Raw genomic sequence first — 22,689 nt, forward strand, 5'->3', positions numbered from 1 at the left:
CCGAACCCCGTCCCCGCCCAGCCTTCACGTCCCGGACTGCCGGGCGGGATGGCCGTCGCCCCGTCCTCGGGGACGGGCGCCCACCCGGCCGTCCGGATGCTCAGGAGTCCGGCGTCTTGCCGGGGCCGGGCTTGGCGCCCTGTGATTCGTTCGCCCGCTTGAACCCCTTCAGCGCCTCCTGCAGCCGTTCCGCCGACACGCCGAGGCGCGCGGCCACCGCAGCGAACTCCGGCGAGTCAGGACGTATCCCGCCATTCTGGGAGAGCGCGTTCAGGCCGGTCACGGCGGCGGTCGCCCGGTCGAGCCCGACGCCCAGCGCGTCGGCCAGCGCCTGGGCGAGCCTCTGGGAGAGGTTCTCCGATTCGAGAGACCCGGGCCGCTCCCCTTCGGGCGAGCACCCGGACCCGTCCTTGCCGGGATCGTCCGCCTTGGCCGTAGCCGTCTCCGCCGGCTTCGCGAGGTCGGCGGGCGAGCACGTCGCCGTTTCGGTGCACGGATCGCCGTCGAGGTTCCGCTGAGGTGAGGCCGCCAAGGCTCCCGACCCGCCCAGCACCAGCACCGCGACCATCCCCGCTGCCAGGGCCGCCTTTCGTCTGTCCATGTCGCTCCTTCTTCTCCCGATCGGCCGGCACCTCTGGCCGGCGGTTGCCGCCAGCCAACCGGGCCGACCTTCACCGCGCCGTCGGCGAACCTTAGAAAAGCCCTAGAGACGACGCCGCCCGGGCGACACGGCGCTACTGGTGATGCGGCGGCGCCTGCCGGGCCGGGTGTGGGCGCGGCTCGTGCGGCATCGCTTCCAAGGGTTGTGCCTGCGTACGGCGCTGCGCACCGTCAACGGCAGGCTTCCCCTGGTCGTGCACGCTCGCTGGGACGATGACGCCGTGGCGCTGCTCGTGTCGTGCCGCTCCGGGAGCCCCCCTCTGGCGCAGCCGCGACCCCCCTACGTCACCGGCCGGTGAACGAGAGGATCTCCCGCACCACGAACTCGGGATTCTCCTCCGCCAGCCAATGCCCTGATTCGGGCACCTCGACCGCGCGCGTGATGTTCCGCAGCATCGGCGTCAGGGTGGGGCGGGTGGCGGCGAGCGATCCGGTGGCCGTGAGGAGCAGCGTGGGCGTGTCCACACGGGCGGCCGCGGTGTTGTCACGCTCATCCTGGTCCAGGCTCCGGTAGAGCTCGAATCCCGCCCGCAACACGTCCCGGCGGCTGTAGGTGCGGACGAACTCGTTCGTTTCCGCTTCGGTGAACGGGGACCGCGTCCTCGTGCCGCCGAACGCCGCTCCGCCGTAGGCGACCTGCGGGTAGAACGCCGTCAGGTACTCGCGCACGTCACCGCGGTCGTCGACGAGCTTCTCGGGGATCGCCCGCTGGCTGTTGAAAGCCATGTGCCAGGAGAAGGTCCGGTACTGCGCGGCAGGAAGCTTCGGGCCGGGAAGCGGATAGTCCATATGAACGTAGGACCTCACCTGCCCGGGGAACTGCGCGACGTACTGGAATCCGACTCCGCCACCGAGGTCGTGCGCGACCAGGTCGAAGGCGTGCAGCCCGATCCGCTCGTGCAGCAGCTCGTGGACGTACCGTGCCAGGGTCTTCTTGTCGAAGCTCGCCGGGCTTCCCTCACTGTCGCCGAGGCCGGGGAGATCGAGGGCGTAGACGGTGTGATGCTCGGCCAGGGCCGGCATGATCTTCCGCCACTCGTACCAGGTCTGCGGCCACCCGTGCAGCAGGACCAGCGCCGGGCCCTTGCCGCCCGTGACGTAGTGCATGCGCACGTCGCGGACCTTCGCGAACCTGTGCTCGAACGTCGCGTTGAACTCCGCGTCGTCCTTCGTCGCGGCGTCGTACGACGGTGCTTGCCCGGCCGTCGAGGCGGCGGCGGGCGCCGCAACGGGCTCGTCGAGCGTAGTCCAGCCGGCAGCCAGTGAAAGGGTCAGCGCGCAGGCGCCGAGGAGGAGGCGGCGGCGGGCCGGGCGCTTCTGGGTTCGAGTCGGTGTCATGCGACAAGCTTCAGCCGCCCTCTTGCGGCTCGGCAAACTTTCTTGCGAGTTCGCAAAACGTGGCCGGCCCCGGCACCACAACCGGTCCAGGCCCTGCGCCGGGTCCAGGCCACCGCGCCCGGCCCCGAAGATCGGCAGGGCGATGGAGCGCAGCGGTGGACCGAAGGGTGCGCGCGCCGCGCGGAGGCAAGGCGTTCCCGACCAGGTCACCTTCGCCACCAAGCCCGCCCTGGCCATCGCCGTGCTGGCCGAGGAACTCGCCACCGCCACCCCGTTTCGCCGTGTGCCACCACGCACCAGGTGGGCTACGGGCCCGGGGCCGGGGAAGTCCTACGTGAGGCGCTTGCGCATGAGCACGTGTATGCCGTCGAGGATTCGCTCGAGGCCGAAGGTGAACTCTGCGTCGGCGTCGTCCTGATCGTCGTCAATGGCGCCGCCGGCGATGGCCGCACTGACGGCTGGGAAGCGTTGCTCGTCGACAAGTTTCGACAGCGTGCTGCCGTAGCGGAACGTCGCTCGTTGACGACCGGCTTGGGCGGTGCTCACGGTGAGGCCGGCCCAGTTCCGGACGAAGCCAGACAGCAGCATGATCACCGACAGCTTCTCGCTCTCGGTCAGGCCGGTGTCCCGCAGGTCGGCCAGGCCGCGCTCCAGCCAGGCGATCTGGTTGGGTGTGATCGGCGGGCCCGTGATGGGAACTTGCAGGATCCATGTGTGGCGGTGCAGAACACTCAGATAGTCCCAGGCCCAGCGGGAGAGCCCCTGTCGCCATCCCGTGGGGTCGTTGCCCTGGCTGGTGGGTGGTAGACCGATGCCCGCGTCCATCATGAGCTCTACCAGTTCGTCTTTGGCCGCGACGTACCGATACAGCGCCATGGTGGAGACTCCGAGCTCCTTGGCGACGCGCACCATGGACACCGCCGCCATGCCCTCGGTGGCGGCGAGCTGGACCGCTGTCTCGACGATCCGCTCCAGGGTGAGGCCTGGCTTGGGTCCCGGGCTGGTGCGGCTGCGCCTTCCCCACGCCGCTTCGAGACTCGCCGGCAGCCCGGTGCCGCTGTCGTCGCTCATTCGCCCCTCCGTGTGGGTGCCGCAATCGCCATGATTGTGTATAGCATAAGCAATCACATATAAGGGTTACGCAGTTACGCGTGACCCTTACACAATCGGCGGCGGTAACTCGAGCTCCAACAGGGAGAGCCACATGAAGAACACCCGCATCCTCATCTCCGGCGCCAGCATCGCCGGTCCGGCGCTGGCCCACTGGCTACACCACTACGGATTCACTCCGACCGTGGTCGAGCGGGCACCGGCACCCCGGCCTGGCGGTTACAAGGTCGACCTGCGCGGTGTGGCGGTCGAGGTGGCCGACCGCATGGGCATCGGCCCGCAGGTACGCCACCGCGCCACCGACATGCGCGGCGGGACCTGGTTGACCAAAGCCGGCAAGACCGTGGCCACCCTCGGTGGCGACCTGATCGGGTTTCGCGACCCCGGCGACCTGGAGATTCTGCGCGGCGATCTCGCCGAGATCCTCCACGAGGCGACCGGCGGTGAGGTGGAACATCTCTTCGGCGACGCCATCACCGCGCTCAGCGACGACGGACACGCCGTGCACGTCACCTTCGAAAAGGCGCCGCCGCGTACCTTCGATCTGGTGGTGGGCGCCGATGGGCTGCACTCCGGAGTGCGCGCGCTGGCCTTCGGTCCGCAAGCGCAGTTCGCCGAGCAACTCGGGCTGAGCGTCGCGGTCTTCAGCGTCCCCAACCACCTCGGCCTGGACCGCTGGGAGATGGCCTGCACCACCGCCGGTCACATCGCCAACCTCTATGGCCTGCGGCCAGCCGCCGACGCCACGGCCCAGCTCTTCTTTCCCACTCCCGATCGCCGGCCCGAACGCCACGACAGGCACGCTCAGCATCAGGCCGTGGCCGAGGCCTTCGCCGATCACGGCTGGGAGGTACCCCGGCTGCTGGCAGCCATGCCGGCGGCCGGCGACTTCTACTTCGACTCTCTGGCCCAGACCCACATGCCCAGCTGGTCGAACGGGCGGATCGCGGTGCTGGGCGACGCCGCGTACTGCCCCTCCCCCGCCTCCGGGCAAGGCACCAGCCTCGCACTGGTGGGTGCCTACGTGCTGGCCGGCGAACTCGCCGCGGCCCACGGCGACCATCGGACCGCCTTCGGCCGCTATGAGCAGGAGCTGCGCCCATACGTGGAGCTGAATCAGCAGCTCGGGCGCGATGTGGTCAAGCAGCTTGTCCCCTCCACGCCCCTGCGGGCCTGGGCACAGCTGGCGATGATGCGCATGATGCCGTACATGCCGGGCAAGGCCAGGGTCATGGAGAAGATCATGAAACCGATCCGGGAGGCGGCCAACGCCATCGCTCTCAAGGACTATGCCCCAAGCCATGCGCTGAAGAAGGCTTTGTGAGCCACCCCTACTTAGGGCGCCGCCGCACCGCCTCGAACCGCACCGCTGCTCGGCTTCAGCGGCAGGCGTCCGGTTGGCGGTCGGCTTTGCCGTGGACCAGCGTGGTGGCGAGCGTGTGACGCATGACGTGTGCCGTGCTGGGATCGTCCAGCCCGGCCGTTTGGGCGATCTCGGCGATGATGCCACCGGCGGCGCGGGCGGAACAGGACTGGATTGTCGCCGGCGTGGGGGCAGTTGGGGCGCGATACGTGGCCGATCCGGGGGGCGCGATTTCGGCCCGGACCAAACAGCACCGTCCCGCTGGTGGTGCACGAGACGGCCTTCGTCACGGACGTCCGCGACCGCCTGCTCGTCGTGGACCTCGGCAGAGTGATCCGCCCCGGGCACCTGTGGCCAGATCCGCGACACTCCCGCGATCCACGCCGTTCACCTGGGCTGATTCTTCTGCTTGCGCCACCCGCCGGCTCGGTTGTCGGCGATGATCTGCCGGAACATGGCAAGGAGAGCGGGAGCGTTGATGGTTTCTCGCGCGGCCGGCGGTTCCCTGGGCTGGTGGCTTCACAACGGGATGGGGCGGTAGCTGAGGGCAGCCTCGACGATCTCCTCGGGAGTGGCGCTCCTCAGCTCTTCCGGAGGCCAGTAGATAAGGTCGCTGATGTGCGGATGCAGCACATTGGCTTCGAGCAGCGCAAGGAAGTAATCGGCCTCCGGATCGGCCTCCATGATCCGGCGAACGATCTCGGCCAGCTCCGCCCGAGTGATGTCCGGTACCCTCGGCGGCACAGGGCGCGCGGCGTTCGTGGCGATTTCCTCCAGATCCTGAGATTCCCAGTACGAGGCGAAGTCCTCCGGCTCGTACCTGTGGCCGGTCTGCTCGTTGAACGTGGTCACGGCCTGGCGTGCCTCCGGCATCATGCCTTCCTCCAGAAGCTCGGCGATCCGGTCGATCTGGGCACCGAGCTGCTCCACGCGCTCCCTCGGCACGGGCGGGGGCAGCAGTTCCGGTCGTAGTTCCATGTCCGGCATTGTGCTGCCGGCGCCTTCGTTGCGAGAAGTTTCGGGGAGGGTCTCAGCCGAGAAGATCTCCACGCTGGTCGGGGTTTGCCCCAGCATGTACCTGCTGCAAGCCCTCATCAGCCACGACCCGCAGGTACGCCAGGCCGCGCTGGAGGAGATCTACGGCAGTGTCCTGCACCAGGGGCACCGTGTACGAGGCCTCGCTCGCCTGCGTGCCCTTCCTGCTGACGGCGGTGGCCGACCCGAGCGTGCACGGCCGGGCCGGACTGGTGGAACGGCTGGCCGGAATCGTCAGCGGAGACGATGGCGAGGAGGGGGTCGGGGATGTGGCACGGCGGCGGCCCCGGCCTGCGGATGTCACGGCGTTCCCGCGGCGCTCTCCAGGAGGTTCTTGAGGACGTCGAGGTTCTGGGCGACGGCTCGTCGGATGTTGGCGGTGGCGAGGGCGGAGAAGGCGCGCAGCAGTCCGCGGCCGGCCAGTTCGATCTCGTTGGTCAGCCTGGTGGTTGCTCCGTCGGGCTCGAGTGTGTAAGTGGAGGTGCCCTCCAGGTCGCCGAAGCCGCCGGTGACGGCCAGCAGCCGGTCGTGTTCGTACCGGGAGATCTCAAGGGTCTCCTGCATGGGCCTGGGCAGCGTGCGCGTCTGCAGGTAGACGGTTCCCTGGGCGGGCGGGCCGGGCGAAACCTTCCGGGTCTCGGCGATGGCGTAGTTCCAGCGAGGAAGGTTCTCCAGGTCCGCCAGATACTTGAACACCTCGCCGGCCGGACGGTTGATCACTAGGTCATTGTGGAACCGCATGGTGGCGCGTCCTCTTCTCCGGGTGAGCGGGCACGGCTCCATGAGCGCGCCTTTGCCCGTACCCGATGATCAGCAAGGGTGGGCCGACCAGTCTAGGGTGCTCTGCCGTGCAGCACGCCGGTCTGGGCGATCATCGCCAGGACCTTCTCGAAGATCCGGTGCGGAGGCGCGCAGCCGTTCGCGCCAGTAGGCGGGTGTGGTCGCATGGAAACCCTCCGCGCGAAACAGCACACGCCGGGTGCGAGGCCGGGAAGGCGAACACACGATCCGGCGTGACCGGATGCCCGGCCGGCACCTCCGCCGAGTGACATGCCGGCCACCTACCGGGGCCAGCGCCGCTTCCTGCTCGGTTACTTCGGCGAGCAGCTCGCCGAGCCCTGCGGGAACTGCGACCGCTGCCTGGCGGGCACCGCCGACCGGCAGCAGGAGGAGACCGGGCCGTTCCCCCGCACGCCCGTGTGGAGCATCGCACCTGGGGGCCGGGCGAGGTCATCCAGCGCGGCGAGGACCGGCTGACGGTCCTGTTCGACACGGCCGGCTACCGCGAACTGCAACTCGACGCGGTACTCGAACTACAACTCCTCACCGAGACCCCGGCCTCCCCTGACGGCGGTCGTTGACGCGAGCGGGCTGGGGTTCTGTGACGGCAGCGACCTGCAGGCATTGATCTCCAGTCAGCGTGAGGCCGAAAACCGTGGCGGCTGTCTCCGGCTGATCGGCGTGCGCGGAGCTGCCCGCCGAGCGGCCACGACGCGATGCGGGACACCTCGATGCCGTGCCGCCGCGCCGTCACGGCATGCGCGAGTTCGTGGGCGAGCAGGGACACGCGCTGTCCCTACCAGCGATCTCCTACCCGGGCTCCTCAGAGGCGGCCGTCACGTCGTTGACCGGGCTGCGGGCGCCCTGCCCGGTCAGGACCCGTACGGCCTCTTCCGCGGCGATGCGCCGCACTGTGGTGATGGCCTGCTCGGAGTAGTAGGCGGCGTGGGGGGTGACGATCACGTTGGGCAGCGTGAAGAGAGGGTTGCGCGGGGACCAGTCGCGCTGTTTCGCGGGCTCCTCCTCCAGGTCGTCCAGTGCCGCGCCGGCGATCCATCCCTCGGTGAGTGCCTGGTGGAGCGCCGCGTCCTCCACGATCGGGCCGCGCGCGGTGTTGATGAGGACGGCGGTCGGCTTCATCCTGCGCAGCGTCGTACGGTCGAAGGTGTGGTGTGTCCCGGGCGTGAGCGGCGCCTGGACCACGAGGTAGTCGGCGCCCTCCACGAGCTGGTCGAAGGATGCCGGCAGCACGTGGCGCGATCGGAGCTCGGACTCGTCGAGGAACGGGTCGTGCGCCCAGACCTCGACGCCGAACGCTCTGGCGCGTTCGGCGATGAGCTGGGCGATGGCGCCGAAGCCCAGCAGCCCGAACACCCGGCCCCGCAGTCGCCAGATCGGCTCCCCGCTCTGCCACTGCCAGACGCCCTGCCGGGTCGCCCGGTCGTACGCGCAGATCTTGCGCGCGGCGGCCAGCCAGAGCGCGACGGCGTGGTCGGCGACCTCCTCGGCGCACCACTCGTTCGGCGCGTTCGTGACCTGGATGCCCCGCCGGGTCGCGGCGTCGACGTCGACGATGTCCACGCCCGTGCCGTAGCGGGCGATCACCCGGCAGCGGGTGAACGCGTCGATGGCGCGGGCACCGACCCGGGCGTACTGGGTCAGGACGCCGTCGGCGTCCCGGCCCTTTTCGATCACCTCGTCCTCGCTCTTGCACTGTGCGGCGAGGAGTTCGAATCCGGCGCCCTCGACGATCTCGCGTTCGATGTCCACGTCGCCGAAGTCGGAGTCGGCGATCATGATGGTGCCTCTGGCGTCAATGCGAGTCACGGGGAATCCCCTTGGTGTGTACGAGATCCTGGTAGGACACGGCGAGTTCCAGGCAGCCTCCGGTGTCCAGCTGCCCGACCGTGGCGCGGTAGATCTCCTGCCACGGTGTCTGGTTGTCGAGTGCCGGCGGTGTGTAGGCCGCCCACCGCGCGGCGATCTCCTCATCCGTCAGCAGGACGTCGACACGCGCGTTGTCGATGTCGATCCGGATGCGGTCGCCGGTGCGCAGGATGGCGAGGTTGCCGCCCGCCGCCGCCTCGGGGCTGGCGTTGAGGATGGACGGGGCGTCCGAGGTGCCGCTCTGGCGGCCGTCGCCGAGCGTGGGCAAGGTGGTGGCGCCCAGGCGGAGCAGCGCGGCGGGCATCTCCATGTTCACGACCTCGGCTGATCCCGGGTAGCCGATCGGGCCGGTGTAGCGGATGACGAGGATGCAGCCTTCGTCGATGCCCAGTTCGGGATCGTTGATGCGGGCGTGGTAGTCCTCGGGCCCGTCGAAGACGATGGCGCGGTAGTCGGAGACCGCGCGGAGGTCGTCGGTGAGGACCGAGGTCTTCATGACCGCGGAGTCGAAGAGGTTGCCCGTCATGATGAGCAGTCCGCCGCGCGCGGCGAGCGGCTCGTCGTAGGGACGGATGACCGTCGGGTCGGCGGGCGGGGCGTCGGCCAGGTTCTCGGCCATGGTACGGCCGGAGACGGTCACGGCGTCGCCGTGCAGGCGCCCTGCCGTCAGCAATGTGCGCATGAGGGCGGGGACGCCGCCGGCGCGGTAGAAGTCCTCGCCGAGGAACTCGCCGGCGGGGGCGACGTTCGCCAGCACCGGGATGTCGGCTCCGACCCGCTGCCAGTCGTGGATGGTCAGCGGCACCCCGACGTGCCGCGCGATGGCGTTGATATGGACGGGCACGTTGGTGGAGGCGGCGATGGCCGAGGCGACCACGATCGCGTTCTCGAAGGCCGGCAAGGTCATGATCTTGCGTGGGGTGAGGTCCTCGCGTACGAGGTCCACCGCCCGACGGCCGGTGTCGTAGGCCATCTGCGCTCGCCGGCGGTAGGGGGCCGGGATCGCCGCGCAGCCTGGTAGGGACATGCCCAGGGCCTCGGCCAGGCTGTTCATCGACAGCGCGGTGCCCATCGTGTTGCAGTGACCGACGCTGGGCGCGGAAGCGCACACGCGCGCCATGAACTCGGCGTAGTCGATCTCCCCGGTGGCCAGCAGCCGCTTGGACTGCCAGATCACCAGCCCCGAGCCCGAGGCGGCGATCCGCCGGCCCTGGTGATAGCCGTTGAGCATCGGCCCGCCGGACAGGACGATCGCCGGGATGTTCACCGTGGCCGCCGCGGCCAGGCACGCGGGCGTGGTCTTGTCACAGCCTGTCGTCAGGACGACCCCGTCGAGCGGATATCCGTAGAGCACCTCGACCAGCCCGAGGTAGGCGAGGTTGCGATCCAGCGCGGCGGTCGGGCGTTTACCGGTCTCCTGCAGCGGATGGACGGGGAACTCGAGCGGGATGCCACCACTGTCGCGGATCCCGTCCCTGACCCGGTCGGCGAGGGCGAGGTGGTGGCGGTTGCAGGGGACGAGATCGCTGCCCGTCTGGGCGATGCCGATGATCGGCCGGCCGGACCGGAGTTCGGCGGGGGTCAGCCCGAAGTTGAGAAAACGTTCGAGATACAGGGCTGTCATCTCCGGATTGCCCGCGTTGTCCCACCAGGCCTGGCTGCGCAGGCCGCCTGCGGCATGTTCCGTCGGCGGCATCAGCCCCTCCTCTCTGCGGTCGGCCCGTCCGATCCGGCCGGGTATTCGGCAAGCGGCACCAGGCCCCTGGACCAGGCCGACATGACCGGCGCGAGCACCCGCCAGGCCTCTTCGGCCTCGTCGCCGCGGATGGACAGCGCGGCGTTCCCGTGCAGCACGTCCAGCAGCAGGCGGCCGTAGGCGGGCAGGCCGGGAGGCGCCAGCTGCGCGGTGAGGGTGAGCGGGGCGAGGGTGTGGGTGGCGGCGCCGATGCCGGTCAGCGCCAGGGTCATGCTCTCCGGCTCCAGTCCGAAGCGCAGCACGTTGGGCGCGGCCTCCTCGCCGAGGCCGAAGGGCAGGTGCGGTACGGGGCGGAAGCGTACCGTGACCTCCTTGCGGTCGTGGCCGAGCGCCTTGCCGGTGCGCAGCCGGAAAGTCGTGCCGGACCAGCGCCAGCTTTCGAGCTCCAGCTCCACCTCGGCGAAGGTCTCGGTGCCCCGCCCCGGGTCCACGCCCTCCTCCTCGGCGTAGGCGGGAACGTCACGATCCGCGATGCGGCCGGCCAGATATCGGGCGCGGCGGGTCCGGCGTACGACATCGGCGTCCGTGAGGGGGCGTACCGAGCGCAGCACGTCGATCTTCCGATCGCGCAAGTCACGCTCGCTGAGGCTGAACGGTGGTTCCATGGCCACCAGGCACAGCACCTGGAGCAGGTGGTTCTGCACCATGTCCTTGAGCGCGCCCGCGCCGTCGTAGTAGCCCGCCCTGCCTTCCAGCGCGAGCGACTCGTCCCAGACGATCTCCACCTCGGCGATGTGCGCGCTGTTCCAGATGGGCTCCAGCACCCGATTGGCCAGGCGGCTGCCGAGCACGTTCTGGACGGTCGTCATGGCCAGGAAATGGTCGACGCGGAACACCGCCTGCTCGGGCACGACCCCCATCAGCAGCCGGTTCAGCTCCACCGCGCTGTCGAGGTCTTCGCCGAACGGCTTCTCCAGCACGATCCGGCTGCCCGGCGGCAGGTTCGCGGCGCCGAGGGCGGCGACCACGCCGGGGAAGATCCCCGGTGGGAGGGCGAGGTAGACGGCGACGGGCCCGTCACCGGCGACGAGCGAGGCGATGTCAGCGGCGTCGGTGGCGTCCGCCTGCCGGTATCGGGCGGAGTCGGCGATCGCCTTCCTGACCTCGCCGGGCTCCGTCGCGGCGTGCCGGTCGAGCTGGGCGGACGCCCAGCGGCGGAACTCCTCGTCGGTCCAGTTCCGCCGGTCGGCGCAGATGGGTTCGAACCGGTCGGGCAGGTGTCCGGCTGCGCGCAGGGCGGCCAGGGCCGGCAGCAGATAGCGGGCGTTGAGGTCGCCGGTGGCGCCGAGGACGATGAGCCGGTTGATCATGCCGTCATACCTGCTTTCGCTCGTGCGAGGTTGACGCCGCTGGCGATGATCCCGATGTGGCTGAACGCCTGCGGGAAGTTGCCCATGAACGCGCCCGTGGCCGGGTCGATCTGCTCGGGCAGCAGCCCGACGGGGTTGGCGCGGGCGCACAGCGACGCGTACAGCTCCTCGGCCCGGTCCAGGTGGCCCTGCAGGATCAGGTTGTCGACCAGCCAGAAGCTGCACAGCAAGAAGGCGCCCTCGTCGCCGGGCAGGCCGTCGGGTGAGTGATCGTGCAGGTAGCGGTAGAGCAGCCCGTCACCGGCCGACAGGCGTTCGGCGACGGCCGCGGTGGTGGCCGCCATCCGCGGGTGGTCGGCCGGTACGACCTTGCGCAGCGGCAGCGCGAGCAGGCTGGCATCCAGGCTGCCGCCGCCGTCGAGGTGCTCGCTCAGGCACTGTGCCTCCTCGTCCCAGGACTGGTCCAGGATGAGCCGGCGGAGCTCCTCGGCGGTGGCGCGCCAGGTCGCGATCGGCCCGGACATGCCGAACCGCTCGCCGATGGCCGCGGCCCGGTCCAAGGCCACCTGACACATCCCGGTCGAGTAGGTGAAGACCCGGCCTTCGCTGCGTACCTCCCAGATGCCCTGATCCGGCTGCCGCCACGTGTGCGCGGCAGCCTCGGCCAGCTCCCCCAGACCGGACCACAGCGCCGGCTGCAGCTCGCGGCCGGGGCGCAGCCACTGGTCGGCGCAGTCCAGCACCTCGCCGTAGACGTCGTGCTGGCGCTGGTCGGCGGCGCCGTTGCCCCATCGCACCGGTGCCGAGCGCCGGTAGCCCTCCAGGTCGGCGTCGTGGATCTCCTCCGGTACGGGCTCGCCGCCGAGGGTGTACATGATGCGGGGGTGGCGGCTGTGCTCGAAGGCGTCCAGGACCCAGCCGAGGAAGGCGTCGGCCTCCTCGTCGAAGCCGACGCGGCGCAACGCGAACACGGCGTAGCCGGCGTCGCGGATCCAGGTGTAGCGGTAGTCCCAGTTGCGCACCCCGCCGATCGGCGCGGGCAACGAGGACGTGGGCGCCGCGACCAGTGAGCCGTTGCCCCAGTCGTCGCACAGCTTCAGCGTGATCACCGAGCGCCGGACCAGCGCTTCCTGCGGGCCGCGGTAGCTGCACTTGCGCATCCAGCGCCGCCAGGCCTCGGCGGTCTGCCGCAGCATCGCCTCGGGGTCGAAGCGGTGATGGCGGTGGATGCGGCCCCAGGACAGCACCAGATCGAGGCGGTCGCCCTCCTGAAGGTCGTGCGCGGTGCGCGGGCCGGTCAGCGGACGGTTGGATCGCAGATGCAGCCGCAGGTCGGGCCGCCGGGAGACGCGCATCTCCAGACCGCCGTAAAGGGCCCGGGCCTGCCCGCCGCCGCGCGGCTCCAGCTCCGCCCGCAGCCGGACGGTCCCGGCCTGGACGACCGCGGACCGGACCAGCTCGCCCCGGCCGCCGCCCGCGTCGTCGCTGAGGTCCGCGTCGGCACGCAGGGCCAGCGCGTCAGTGATCCGGACCAGGCCGGTCGGGCCGCGCAACTCGGTCACCAGCACCGCGGTGTCCGGCTCGTAGAACTGCCGGGCCTCGCGCAGGTCGTCCACGGTCAACGTGAAGTGGCCGCCGCGCTGGTGATCCAGCAGGCCGCACAGCAGCGGGTCGCTGTCGAAGCGGGGCAGGCACAGCCACGGGATCGAACCGTCGAGGCCGACCAGCGCCGCCGTCGTGCCGTCGCCGATGAGGCCCAGGTCCTCCAGCGCCAGATAACCGTCCTGGCGGCGCACCGGGCGAAAGGGTGGATCGAGATCGAGCATGCCTGGCCTTCTCCTCCGTGCCGACGTGCACCATCGGAGAAGGGGGGTGCTCCTGGCAGGCGGACGTCGCCGCTTTCCGATACTGGACGATGATCAGCTTCCGTCACGAGAAGGTGATCAGCACTTTCACCATGTCATCGAGCTTCTTGTCCGAGACCTCGAAGGCGCGCTCCATCTCGTCGAAGCGGAACGTGTGGGTGGTCATGTGCGTGGGATCGAGCCGCTTGCGCTGCAGAACGCGCAGCAGCCGTTCCAGGCGCAGCCTGCCGCCTGGGCACAGGCCGGTCGTGATCGTCTTGTCGGCCATCCCGACGCCCCACTCGATACGGGGAATGCGCACGAACTCGCCTTCTCCGTAATAGCCGGTGTTGGACACCGTCCCGCCCGGTTTAGTGATCTTTATGGCGGTCTGGAAGGTGACGTCCGCGCCGAGGGCCTCGATGGCGGTGTCCACGCCCTGCCCCTCGGTCAGGTCAAGGATGCGCTCGACGACATCCTCGGTGGTGAAGTCGACGATCTCGTCGGCGCCGTAGTCGCGGGCGAGCTTCTGCCGGCTGGGCACCGATTCGACCCCGATGACCAGGCCGGCGCCGCGCAGCTTGGCTCCCGCGGTGGCCATGAGGCCCACCGGGCCCTGGGCGAGCACGGCCACCGTCCCGCCGATGGGGATGTTGCCGTTCTCCGCGCCCATGAAGCCGGTCGACAGCATGTCGGCGCAGTAGACCGCCATCTCATCAGGCACGCCGTCGGGGATCCTCGCCAGGTTCGCGTCGGCCTCGTTCACATGGAAATACTCGGCAAAGACCCCGTCCTTGGAGTTGGCGAACTTGAACCCCCCGAGCGGTCCGCCGGACTGTGACGGATGACCGTTCTGGGAGGCAAGATCGCCCCAGTCGGGGGTGATGGCGCCCACCAGCACCCGGTCGCCCGGCCGGAAGGCCGTCACCTCGCCGCCCACCTCGTGCACCACGCCGACGCCCTCGTGGCCGAGCGTCAGATTCTCCCGCGGCCCGATGCCGCCACTGACGGTGTGGGAGTCCGAGGTACAGATCAGGGCGTTGGTCGTCCGTACGACGGCATCCAGCGGACCTGGCCGCGGGACGGGCTTGTCCACCAAGCCGACCCGTCCGATTTCCTTCATCACGAACGCTTGCATCGTGCCCCCGAATGTTCCCCCATGTCGAGCGTCGCCGAGTACGCCGCGAACATGCCCAGCTCTACCCCGTCGGTCTCGGCGTTTAACTCGGCCCCTTCCCTGCGGGCTGTCGGCGGACCCGCGCAATGACGCGTCCACCGGTTTCATCTGCGAACGGCAGCATCGCGGCCAGCCCGTCCTTGAGCGCCTTGGCCTCGGCGGGTACGCCCTCGGCCGACAGCGGCGGCACCACCAGGTGCTCGTCCTCATCCAGGCGCGCCGAGCCCGCATCGGCGAGCGAGGCCCGGGCCAAGGTCTCCTCCAGGTAAGCGTGTCATCCAGCGCAGCATGGGCTCTGGTCTGCCCGCGAGTGCACTTGGTGTTCGGCTCATGATCAGCGGGCCATGGGATGGCGGATGCCCTGAGGCGGTGGTCGCCGGGTGGCAGCCGGGCCAGCACGTCGAAATTGACACCATTTGCCCCTTACTGGGGTTATTGGCTGGCCCAGCACGGGCAATCCTTCAAGGGCGAGTGAGCGGACAACCGCTCCTTGCCGACAGGGAGTCCGTCAAGCTCGAGGAGTTGCCGTGCTCACGCTGACCGCCGACGCGGTCGCGGCGATACGCGATCTGACCACCCAACCGGAAACCCCGCCGGACACCGGGCTGCGCATCGCAGCCTCCTCCACCAACGGCTCCGGCAGATCCCTCGAACTGTCGGTCTCCGGTGGCCCGCACCCGAACGATCAAATACTCGAGGCAGAGGGCGTACGGGTGTACCTCGAACCGACCGCCGCTACCTTCCTGGACGACAAGACCCTCGACGCGGAGATCGATGACGACCGGCCATCCTTCCGGATCATTCCCCAGGCCTGATGCGCGGTTCTTCGGCGGAGTTCGATCGACGTCCGTACCGCCGATGCCCGTGCCGAGGCTCCGGCCGGCCGCGTTCGGGCTGCTCCTCCCCGCCGCCATCGCCACCTGAAGCGGCCTGCCGTCGCTTCCCGCTGCGGCTCGCCGCGACCCGGGTGTAGTGGGGCAGGGGGCGGGCCTTTCTGGCCTGGATACGGCGTTCCACTGTGCCGATGACTTTCATCAGCGGCAGGCGGGCCACGAGGTCGCGGACGCAGCGGCCGCCTTCGGTCTTGGGCACCATGAGGCGGACGTTGGGGCCGATTTGTTGCTTGTTGTCCACCAGCGGACGGTGTGCTGCGTCGTAGCGGGGGAAGGCCACGCGGTGGTCGCCACCTGCGGCGGCGAGCTCACCGGCGAGGCGGTAGGCCCCGACCAGGGCGAGTTCGGCGCCCGCGCCCGATGCGGGGGACGCGCACCAGGCGGCGTCGCCGACCAGGACGACGCGTCCGTTGGACCAGGAGTCCATCCGCACCTGGCCCAGGGCGTCGAAGTAGAAGTCGGGGTCGGTCAGGGCCGAGTCGAGAAGTTCCCTGGTCCGCCAGGACTCCTTGCCCGCGAACGCCTTGCCGACCAGACGCTTGTGCTCGGTGACATCCCGGCGGTCGTAGTCCAGCGGAGCGGAACGGAACATGAAGTACGCCTTGGCCTGGGCGTGGTTTCCGGACCGGTAGATCCCGGTCATCGTGCCTGGGGTGTTGAACATCGTCACCCAGCGGTCCTCGCCGAGCGCGGCGTCGGTGTTGGCGAAGGCGAAGTAGTGGTTCTTGAACGCGATGTACTTCTCCTCCGGCCCGAAGGCGATCCGCCTGACGTTGGAGTGCATGCCGTCGGCCCCGACGACCAGGTCGAAGCGGCGGGCGGGCGCGCGCTCGAAGGTGGCGGTCACGCCGTCGTCGTCCTGCTCCAAGCCGCGGATGGAGTCGCCGAGCACGATTTCCGCATCGGTCACCTCGCGCAGCAGGGCGACCAGGTCGCCGCGCATGATCTCGGTGGAGGCCGGGTCCTGGGTGTCGATCCGGGCGACGGCCCGGTCGGCGGCGTCGACGAACTTCATGCCGCGCACGTCCGTGCCCAGCTCCCGTACCCGTGACATGAGTCCCATCCGCTCGACCACCGTGACCGCGTGGTCTCGCACGTCGACCCCGTTGCCGCCCAGGCGCAGCGCGGGGGCACGCTCGACCACCGTGGGCCGGAAGCCGTGCCGTGCCAGCCAGTGGGCCAAGGTCAGGCCGGCGATGCTTGCTCCTGAGATCAGGATGCGCTCGTTCATGCCGGCCTCTCACGCTAGACTTAAGTGAAATGCACATTCCAGTTGATTATGTGGAAGGGCCATTCCAGTTGTCAACGCCCACGGGAAGCCGACGCCGTGCCGACGCCGTGCGCAACCGCGTGCTCTCCCTGGAAGCGGCCACCGCGCTGCTGGCCGAACCCGGTACAACCCTCACGGTCGAAGCGATCGCCACACGCGCGGGTCTGGGCGCCGCGACCGTCGTGCGCGCCTTCGGCGGCAAGGACGCCCTCCTGGACGCCGCCGTCTCCCGCCTGCTCGAACCGGTCGTTCAACGCGCCCGCGACCTGCTCACCGAAACCACGCCGTACCAGGCCCTGCGCACCTTCCTCCGCGAACTGCTCGCCTTCCAGGCCGCGCACCACGCCATCAACGACCAACTGGGCGGCCTGGACCTGCCCGCCACCACCGCCCTGCGCGCCGACCTGGTCGCCGCCGTGAAGGAGATGATCGAAGGCGCCCGCCGCGACGGCGCCGTCCGTACCGACCTCGACCCCGCCGTCACCACGACACTGATCGGTCAGACCGCCCTGGCCATCGCGCGCGCCCGGCCATCCTCGCCCGACCTCGTCAATGCCTACCTCACCGTCCTGCTGGACGGCCTCAGCCCGCAAGGCTCGACCTGACCCGCAAGGGCATCGCCGCGCTCCCGCACCGCCTCGCGCCGAGGCGATCGCCGAACTGTTCGGCTGGCGTACCCCGCCCGGCCCCATCCGCCGGCACCGGGTGGGGTCTTTTCACGGGATGGAGCCGCAAATGCCTGCTTTCCGGTTGGCCCGGCTGGCTCCGGCCGCAAACTTCGTCGCAGTTCGGTGCACAGAAAACCAAACTTCCACCGAGGCTTGACTTCGCCTCTGGTAGCTAGTCCAACTGCCTGGGCAGCGTACCCATCAGAGCTACTCCGTCTGACCGACGCCGCGCGGAAGTGAAGCCACTTCGAGCTGCGCCTCGGTGCTGCGGCGGGGCGTGCAGCGCGCACTTGAGGCGGAAACCGGGATGCATCGCGGGCGCCCCGTCTGCCTACACGTGCGGAAGGATAGGAGAGCCGTCAAGATGCGAGTGCGTTCCGCCAGCGGGATTCCGGCTGCCGGCATGGCGACTGCGGCATGCGCTCCCACGGCCGAGCAGGAGACCGGCAAGGTGCGTGGTGCTGACAAGGTGCCGGTTGCCGCCGCGGTTACGCGGCCACCGACCGAGACGCTGACGCCTCTGCTGGATCTGGCGCTTCCCAACATCAAGGGCAGGACATTCACCTCGGCGATCGCAGACTTCCCGCCCGGTGCACGCGCGTTGCCGCATCGGCACGGCAAGGCCTTCCCTTTACGTCCACGTGCTCGACGGCGCTGTCCGCAGCCGGCTCTGCGACGAGCCAGTGCGCACTTCGGACCAACACAGGAGACGAGATCAAAGTCGGTGATCCGACAAGCAACAACAAAGGACCACAGAGAAGGCAGGAACCCATGAGCAACGAACATCTGCACCACCTCGAGAACCCCAACGCGACCACGCCACCGCCGAAGATCGATCTCATCTCGTCGGTGCCCTCGCCGCCGCCGATACCCGACAACGCGGAGGCGATGACGGTCCGGGTCACTCTGCCGCCGGGCAGTGAGGGCAACCCGCCGCATCGCCACTCCGGTCCCGTGTTCGGGTACATGATCAGAGGTGAGCTGCTCTTCGAGCTGGAAGGCGAACCAGAACGGGTCGTCAAGGCCGGAGAGTCGTTCTGGGAGCCGGGCGGCGACCTCATCCACTACCAGGACGCCAACAACCTCCCGGACGCCGAAACCGAATTCGTCGTCACGATGTTCGGTGTGGTCGGGCAGCCGATGCTCATCCCGGTCAGCGCGGAAGAACTCGAAGAGCGCCGAGACCGACGGGCACCTCGCCCCTGACCACTCGGCCGTTCCGGGCTGCGGAACCGGCGGACAGCATTCTCGATGAGCACGATCTTGCTAGGAGCGTCCACTGGCAGAAACGAGACACGGGGTGACGCAAGGGCGCCGCGGCGCGCGGCCGGCCCGCCGCCAGGCCGACGCGCAGCTGGCCGAGCGGATGCGACGGATCCACGCCGAGCATGACGGCACCTACGGCTCGCCCCGGTGACGCCCGAGCTGCGCGCAGCCGGAATGAAGGTCAACCACACGCGGGTGGAGCGGGTGATGCGCGAGCACGGCATCGCCGGGCGCGCCTGCGCAAGAAGGTCCGCACCACCATCGGCGCGCCGGACGCGGCCCCCGGTGCCGGACCTGATCCAGCGCGACTTCACCTACCTGCCCCGTCGGCGGCGCCCGGTTCCTGTACCTGGCCCGCCCCCGCTCGGACGCGAGCGGGCAGCGTGACCACGCTCGCCATCCGCTCGATCACGTCCACGACGATTCCGGCCCGATGCGGGTGGAGATCTTCATGCCGAGCGTGATCAATTATCTGAACTGCTTCGTGTCACAAATCAGCGACGAAGCCGGTTCAGCCTGCTCACCTCTGCACACCCGTACGGAGCTTGCTGCTTGTCGGGTCATCCGGCAGCGGGCGTGGATCCGGGGGCATCCTGGGAGTCGCGTGGGAGCCGGAGTACGAAGCGGGCGCCCCGATCGCTGTCCTCGATCCGCAGAGTGCCTCCGGCCGCCTCGGCGATCTGCCGGGCGATCGGCAGGCCGAGCCCGCTGCCGCCGGTGTCCTTGTTGCGCGCGGAGTCCAGCCGGGTGAAGCGCCGGAACACCAGCTCACGCTTGTCCGGATCGATGCCAGGCCCGTCATCCAGCACCTCCAGCACCGCGACGCCGCCCGGGTAACGCTCATCGTCCTCATGCTGCACCTTGACGATGATCGTGATCGTGCTTTGTGCGTGCCTTTCGGCGTTGTCGAGAAGATTGGTGAGCAGGCGGCCCAGGTGCTGCCGGTCAGCACGTACCTTCACGCCGGGCTCTACGTGGCATAGGAGACGCTTGGTCGTCTGAAGATGGATGTGCATCTGACACGCCTCGTCCACCAGTTCGGCAAGGTCGAACGAGATGGGCGCGGTGGGCGCGCCCGCGTCGAGTTTGGTGAGCGTGAGCAGGTCGAAGACGATCGACTCCAGCCGTTTCAGGCTGGCCAGAAGGGTGTTGCACAATCTGGTCAGCGTGGTCGCCTCGGGCGCCAGTAGGGCGTCCTCCACTTCCGCGCGCATCGCGGCGATGGGGGTTCTCAGGTCATGGGAGGCGTCGGAGGCGAACTGGCGCTGCTGGGTCATCGCGGTGTCGAGGCGAGCCAGGGTGTGATTGATGCTGTCGGCCAGGTCGCTGATCTCGTCGCGGTTGGGCGGCATCGGCACCCGGCGGGAGGGGCAGGTGGCGTTGATCTCGTCCAGCTCGCCGCGGATGGCACTCACCGGACGCAGCGACGCCGTGACGATCCGGTTGCCGAGATAGGTGATGGCGACCGCGAGCACGACCGCGGAGCCGATCACCAGGGAAGCCAGCCAGGGCTCGACCCACACGGGGATCACGGGCGAGGATGCATAGACCGTCCAGTTCCCCTCCGGCCGGTCGGCCGACTGGGCGATCACGATGTCGCACTGGCCATGCCCGAAGACGCCGCCGCACACCACACCTTCCCTGGTGTTCAGGCCGTCCGGGAGGAACGTCGCCATCGGCGGCTTGCCCCGCAGCGCCGGGGTCGAATCAACCACGCGCCCCTGGTAGTCGACGACCTGGACGTTGCGGCCCGGATACTGCGCAAGAGGGCCGCTTACCCTGCCCAGGTCTTCCACGGTGATGGCGACACGGCCGCCGGCCGCGCGGATCTCCGAGCTGAGCGCGCTGGTGGCGTAGCGATGGATGGCGATCATCAGGACGACGGCCAGCAGCGAGCACAGCAATGCCGACACCACGCCGGTGAATAGGGTGATGCGCCCGGTGATCGAGATGTTGCTGTTTACGGTCATCCTCTGCCCCCTCGGCTGGTTCGCACCGTGCTCTTGTGATGTGCGGGGGAGAATCTGATCCGGGCCCGGGGGATGAACGAAACGACAAGTGACCCCGATCGGGACACTATTGATCATATCTACACGCCAGAAAATGGCACACGGGGGCGGTGCCGGTGCGGGCGGGCGACCGGCACCCGCGGTGATAGAGCGGGACCAGCGCGACCTGGGGAACGTCACTACCACCCGAGCCGTCCTGACCTGCATCAGGACTGGTCGGGGCGCAAGGGCACGCGCAGGCGGGTGAGCAGGTGGCGGCGCAGGGCGCCGAAGCCTGGATCGTCCTGCGCGCGCGGGTGCGCGGGCGTGACGGCGGTGTCCTCGGCGATGCGCCCGTCCTCCAGGACGAGGAGACGATCGGCGAGCGGCAGGATGTCGGCTCGCGGACGAGCGCGCGGGCCAGGGCGACCCGGTGCGCCTGGCCGCCGGACAGCTCCGCGGGCCAGACCCGCCCGCGGTCGGCGAGGCCGACCTCGGCCGGCGCCGCCACCGTGCGCCGGGCCAGGTCTGGTCCGGCGTCGCCCGCCCGCGGCCACGCTGCGCGGGTCCGCTCGTTCAGGCCCTGAGGCAGAGCACGACGTGCCGGAGGATGAGCTGGTAGATGTCCAGCTCGGCTGACAACGTTCACCGCCGTACGGCCGGTCGTCGAAGCCGTTGCGCACGTCGGCGTCGACGCCGAGGATGCCGCGGATGTCGTGCGTGCCCTCGAGCCTCGCCTCGACCGAGCGCAGCTGGATGCCGCGGTTCTGCGCAACGGACGCCACGCCGGCCGTCAGGCAGCTCGCCAGGCCGACGAGCAGGTACTCGATCGGCGTGATGCCGTTGTCCTCCGTCGCGAACACCTCGGGGTGGTCGGCGTCGAACACCGCTTCCCTCTTGTGGCTGCGCTCCTCCCCGAGGCCGAAGAACTCCTTGACGGTCGTGGTGCTGTGCACGCCGTTCCGCCACGTGGAGGAGGCACGCCAGACGAACCGGGCGGCCTCGGGCGTGCCCTTCAGCACCTCGCGCGCGTCGAGCAGCGCCTGGACGTTCACACCGTTCGCGGCTGTGGTCATACCCGCCCTCGACTCCCTGTATTTCCGGTAGGTATTTGACCATACATTGCCCGTGGCGGCTACCATAAGACCCATGTCGCAGCCAGCCCCCACGCTCGCGGCCGGCAGCGTCGGCATCGTGGAGACCCGCTACCTCGACCTGCCGGAGCCGGTGCGCCTCGACTGCGGCCGGGAGTTACACCCGTTGCGCGTGGCGTACGAGACCTACGGCACCCTGTCGCCCCGGCGGGACAACGTCATCCTGGTGTGCCACGCGCTCAGCGGCGACGCCCACGCGGCGGGCCTGTCGAAGGCGCCGTCCGGGGAGAGCACCCGCGACGGGTTCGGGGCCGAAGGGCATGGCAAGGGGCTCGGCTGGTGGGACGGGATGATCGGCCCCGGCAAGGCATTCGACACCGACCGCTTCTTCGTCATCTCCACGAACCTGCTCGGCGGCTGCCGGGGGACGACGGGGCCGTCCTCGATCGACCCGGCGACGGGCAGGCCGTACGGGCCGGACTTCCCGGTGATCACGGTCACGGACATGGTGCGCACGCAGCGCGCGTTCCTGGACGCCATGGGCATCGAACGGCTCGCGGCGGTGGCCGGGGGCTCGCTCGGCGGCATGCAGGCGCTGGAGTGGGCGGTGCTCTTCCCTGACCAGGTCGACGCCGTCATCCCGATCGCCAGCACGCACGCGCTGCACCCGCAGGGGGTGGCCTGGAACGCGATCGCGCGTGACTCGATCATGCGCGATCCGGCCTGGCAGGGCGGCCGCTACTACGGCACGGGCCGCGCGCCCGACGCCGGCATGGGCATCGGGCGGATGGTCGGCCACATCACCTACCTGTCCGCGCCCGCGCTGGAGGCCAAGTTCGGCCGGCGGCTGCAGGGCTCCGACGAGATCCGCTACACGATCACCGATCCGGAGTTCGAGGTGGAGAGCTACCTGCGCCACCAGGCCGACTCCTTCGTCAAACGCTTCGACGCCAACACCTACCTCTACACCTCGCGCGCGCTGACGTACTTCGACCTCGCCCGGCAGCACGGCGGCGGGTCGCTCGCGCGGGCGGTCGACGGCGTCTCGGCGCGCACGCTGCTGATCGCCTTCAGCTCCGACTGGCTGTATCCGCCGTCGGCGTCACAGGAGCTCGAGCAGGCGCTGCGCGCTCTCGGCAAGCCGGTCGAGCTCCAGGTGATCGACGCGCCGTACGGCCACGACTGCTTCCTGCTGGAAGAGGCGCGGCAGACGCCCATCATCCGCCGGTTCCTGGCCCAGCCCGTCTGAA

The 22,689-nt window shown here is 69.6% G+C and carries 21 protein-coding genes and 3 pseudogenes; 9 read left to right on the top strand and 15 right to left on the bottom strand.

Annotated elements, in window-relative coordinates; all coding sequences use genetic code 11:
* Positions 1-100 precede the first annotated feature (100 nt).
* Positions 101-601: a hypothetical protein gene (locus AB0J69_RS30630; protein WP_364124009.1), complete on the bottom strand. Its 501-nt coding sequence runs from the start codon at positions 599-601 to the stop codon at positions 101-103.
* A gap of 139 nt (positions 602-740) precedes the next feature.
* On the opposite strand from AB0J69_RS30630, the gene AB0J69_RS30635 reads away from it, so the two are divergent.
* On the top strand, positions 741-959 hold the full coding sequence (locus tag AB0J69_RS30635) for a hypothetical protein (RefSeq protein ID WP_364124011.1): 219 nt from the start codon (positions 741-743) through the stop codon (positions 957-959).
* On the opposite strand, the gene AB0J69_RS30640 is transcribed toward AB0J69_RS30635, so the two are convergent.
* Together AB0J69_RS30640 and AB0J69_RS30645 are read right to left on the bottom strand one after the other, a co-directional pair.
* On the bottom strand, positions 946-1,998 hold the full coding sequence (locus AB0J69_RS30640) for an alpha/beta fold hydrolase (RefSeq protein WP_364124014.1): 1,053 nt from the start codon (positions 1,996-1,998) through the stop codon (positions 946-948). The genes AB0J69_RS30635 and AB0J69_RS30640 overlap by 14 nt on opposite strands.
* 330 nt (positions 1,999-2,328) lie before the next feature.
* The gene (locus AB0J69_RS30645) at positions 2,329-3,069 is read right to left on the bottom strand and encodes a TetR/AcrR family transcriptional regulator (protein ID WP_364124017.1); all 741 of its coding nucleotides are present in this window, start codon (positions 3,067-3,069) and stop codon (positions 2,329-2,331) included.
* 133 nt (positions 3,070-3,202) lie between these two features.
* Between AB0J69_RS30645 and AB0J69_RS30650 the strand changes: the two genes are divergently transcribed.
* Positions 3,203-4,432, top strand: coding sequence for an FAD-dependent monooxygenase (locus AB0J69_RS30650; protein WP_364124020.1), 1,230 nt, complete (start codon positions 3,203-3,205; stop codon positions 4,430-4,432).
* 558 nt (positions 4,433-4,990) lie between these two features.
* Here the strand turns inward: AB0J69_RS30650 and AB0J69_RS30655 are convergent.
* Positions 4,991-5,521 carry a hypothetical protein gene (locus AB0J69_RS30655; RefSeq protein ID WP_364124023.1) on the bottom strand — a complete coding sequence of 177 codons (531 nt, stop codon included), beginning with the start codon at positions 5,519-5,521 and terminating at the stop codon, positions 4,991-4,993.
* A 285-nt stretch (positions 5,522-5,806) separates the two neighbouring features.
* Entirely contained in the window at positions 5,807-6,226 is a 420-nt protein-coding gene (locus tag AB0J69_RS30660) for an SRPBCC family protein (RefSeq protein WP_364124026.1), read from the bottom strand.
* Positions 6,227-6,556: 330 nt separating this feature from the next.
* Here AB0J69_RS30660 and AB0J69_RS30665 point away from each other — a divergent pair, with 330 nt between their 5' ends.
* Positions 6,557-6,763, top strand: coding sequence for a RecQ family zinc-binding domain-containing protein (locus AB0J69_RS30665; RefSeq protein WP_364124029.1), 207 nt, complete (start codon positions 6,557-6,559; stop codon positions 6,761-6,763).
* Positions 6,706-6,867, top strand: a complete 162-nt coding sequence (locus AB0J69_RS30670) for a hypothetical protein (RefSeq protein ID WP_364124138.1) — start codon at positions 6,706-6,708, stop codon at positions 6,865-6,867. Before AB0J69_RS30665 ends, AB0J69_RS30670 begins: the two co-directional genes overlap by 58 nt.
* A gap of 229 nt (positions 6,868-7,096) precedes the next feature.
* On the opposite strand, the gene AB0J69_RS30675 is transcribed toward AB0J69_RS30670, so the two are convergent.
* From AB0J69_RS30675 to AB0J69_RS30700, 6 genes are all read right to left on the bottom strand, one after another.
* Positions 7,097-8,113, bottom strand: a complete 1,017-nt coding sequence (locus AB0J69_RS30675) for a C-terminal binding protein (RefSeq protein WP_364124032.1) — start codon at positions 8,111-8,113, stop codon at positions 7,097-7,099.
* Entirely contained in the window at positions 8,100-9,869 is a 1,770-nt protein-coding gene (locus AB0J69_RS30680; protein WP_364124035.1) for an IlvD/Edd family dehydratase, read from the bottom strand. The genes AB0J69_RS30675 and AB0J69_RS30680 overlap by 14 nt, the downstream gene beginning before the upstream one ends.
* Positions 9,869-11,239 carry a glucose-6-phosphate dehydrogenase gene (locus tag AB0J69_RS30685; protein ID WP_364124038.1) on the bottom strand — a complete coding sequence of 457 codons (1,371 nt, stop codon included), beginning with the start codon at positions 11,237-11,239 and terminating at the stop codon, positions 9,869-9,871. Before AB0J69_RS30685 ends, AB0J69_RS30680 begins: the two co-directional genes overlap by 1 nt.
* The gene (locus tag AB0J69_RS30690) at positions 11,236-13,065 is read right to left on the bottom strand and encodes a glycoside hydrolase family 15 protein (RefSeq protein ID WP_364124041.1); all 1,830 of its coding nucleotides are present in this window, start codon (positions 13,063-13,065) and stop codon (positions 11,236-11,238) included. The genes AB0J69_RS30685 and AB0J69_RS30690 overlap by 4 nt, the downstream gene beginning before the upstream one ends.
* 103 nt (positions 13,066-13,168) lie before the next feature.
* Positions 13,169-14,368 carry a zinc-binding dehydrogenase gene (locus AB0J69_RS30695; RefSeq protein WP_364124044.1) on the bottom strand — a complete coding sequence of 400 codons (1,200 nt, stop codon included), beginning with the start codon at positions 14,366-14,368 and terminating at the stop codon, positions 13,169-13,171.
* A complete protein-coding gene (locus tag AB0J69_RS30700; protein ID WP_364124047.1) occupies positions 14,304-14,513 on the bottom strand; it encodes a hypothetical protein in 210 nt (69 codons plus the stop codon). The genes AB0J69_RS30695 and AB0J69_RS30700 overlap by 65 nt, the downstream gene beginning before the upstream one ends.
* Before the next feature lie 274 nt (positions 14,514-14,787).
* On the opposite strand from AB0J69_RS30700, the gene AB0J69_RS30705 reads away from it, so the two are divergent.
* The gene (locus AB0J69_RS30705; RefSeq protein ID WP_364124050.1) at positions 14,788-15,075 is read left to right on the top strand and encodes a Fe-S cluster assembly protein HesB; all 288 of its coding nucleotides are present in this window, start codon (positions 14,788-14,790) and stop codon (positions 15,073-15,075) included.
* Here the strand turns inward: AB0J69_RS30705 and AB0J69_RS30710 are convergent.
* Positions 15,059-16,384, bottom strand: a complete 1,326-nt coding sequence (locus tag AB0J69_RS30710) for an FAD-dependent monooxygenase (RefSeq protein ID WP_364124053.1) — start codon at positions 16,382-16,384, stop codon at positions 15,059-15,061. The genes AB0J69_RS30705 and AB0J69_RS30710 overlap by 17 nt on opposite strands.
* 107 nt (positions 16,385-16,491) lie before the next feature.
* Between AB0J69_RS30710 and AB0J69_RS30715 the strand changes: the two genes are divergently transcribed.
* From AB0J69_RS30715 to AB0J69_RS30725, 3 genes and pseudogenes are all read left to right on the top strand, one after another.
* A complete protein-coding gene (locus tag AB0J69_RS30715) occupies positions 16,492-17,028 on the top strand; it encodes a TetR/AcrR family transcriptional regulator (protein ID WP_364124056.1) in 537 nt (178 codons plus the stop codon).
* 834 nt (positions 17,029-17,862) lie between these two features.
* Entirely contained in the window at positions 17,863-18,297 is a 435-nt protein-coding gene (locus AB0J69_RS30720) for a cupin domain-containing protein (protein ID WP_364124059.1), read from the top strand.
* A 115-nt stretch (positions 18,298-18,412) separates the two neighbouring features.
* Positions 18,413-18,712 (top strand): annotated as a pseudogene (locus tag AB0J69_RS30725) (IS3 family transposase); the annotation flags it as partial.
* Positions 18,713-18,917: 205 nt separating this feature from the next.
* On the opposite strand, the gene AB0J69_RS30730 reads toward AB0J69_RS30725, so the two are convergent.
* From AB0J69_RS30730 to AB0J69_RS30740, 3 genes and pseudogenes are all read right to left on the bottom strand, one after another.
* Positions 18,918-20,327 carry a HAMP domain-containing sensor histidine kinase gene (locus tag AB0J69_RS30730; protein WP_364124136.1) on the bottom strand — a complete coding sequence of 470 codons (1,410 nt, stop codon included), beginning with the start codon at positions 20,325-20,327 and terminating at the stop codon, positions 18,918-18,920.
* 245 nt (positions 20,328-20,572) lie between these two features.
* Positions 20,573-20,838 (bottom strand): annotated as a pseudogene (locus tag AB0J69_RS30735) (hypothetical protein); the annotation flags it as partial.
* Between the two features lie 220 nt (positions 20,839-21,058).
* A pseudogene (locus AB0J69_RS30740) lies at positions 21,059-21,538 on the bottom strand (OsmC family protein); the annotation flags it as partial.
* On the opposite strand from AB0J69_RS30740, the gene AB0J69_RS30745 reads away from it, so the two are divergent.
* Complete coding sequence (locus tag AB0J69_RS30745) at positions 21,495-22,688, top strand: homoserine O-acetyltransferase (protein ID WP_364124061.1); 1,194 nt, start codon at positions 21,495-21,497, stop codon at positions 22,686-22,688. The pseudogene AB0J69_RS30740 and the gene AB0J69_RS30745 sit on opposite strands and share 44 nt — an antisense overlap.
* The last annotated feature ends 1 nt before the right edge of the window (position 22,689 follow it).

It is taken from the genome of Nonomuraea sp. NPDC049709 (genome assembly GCF_040674815.1).
GTDB lineage: Bacteria > Actinomycetota > Actinomycetes > Streptosporangiales > Streptosporangiaceae > Nonomuraea.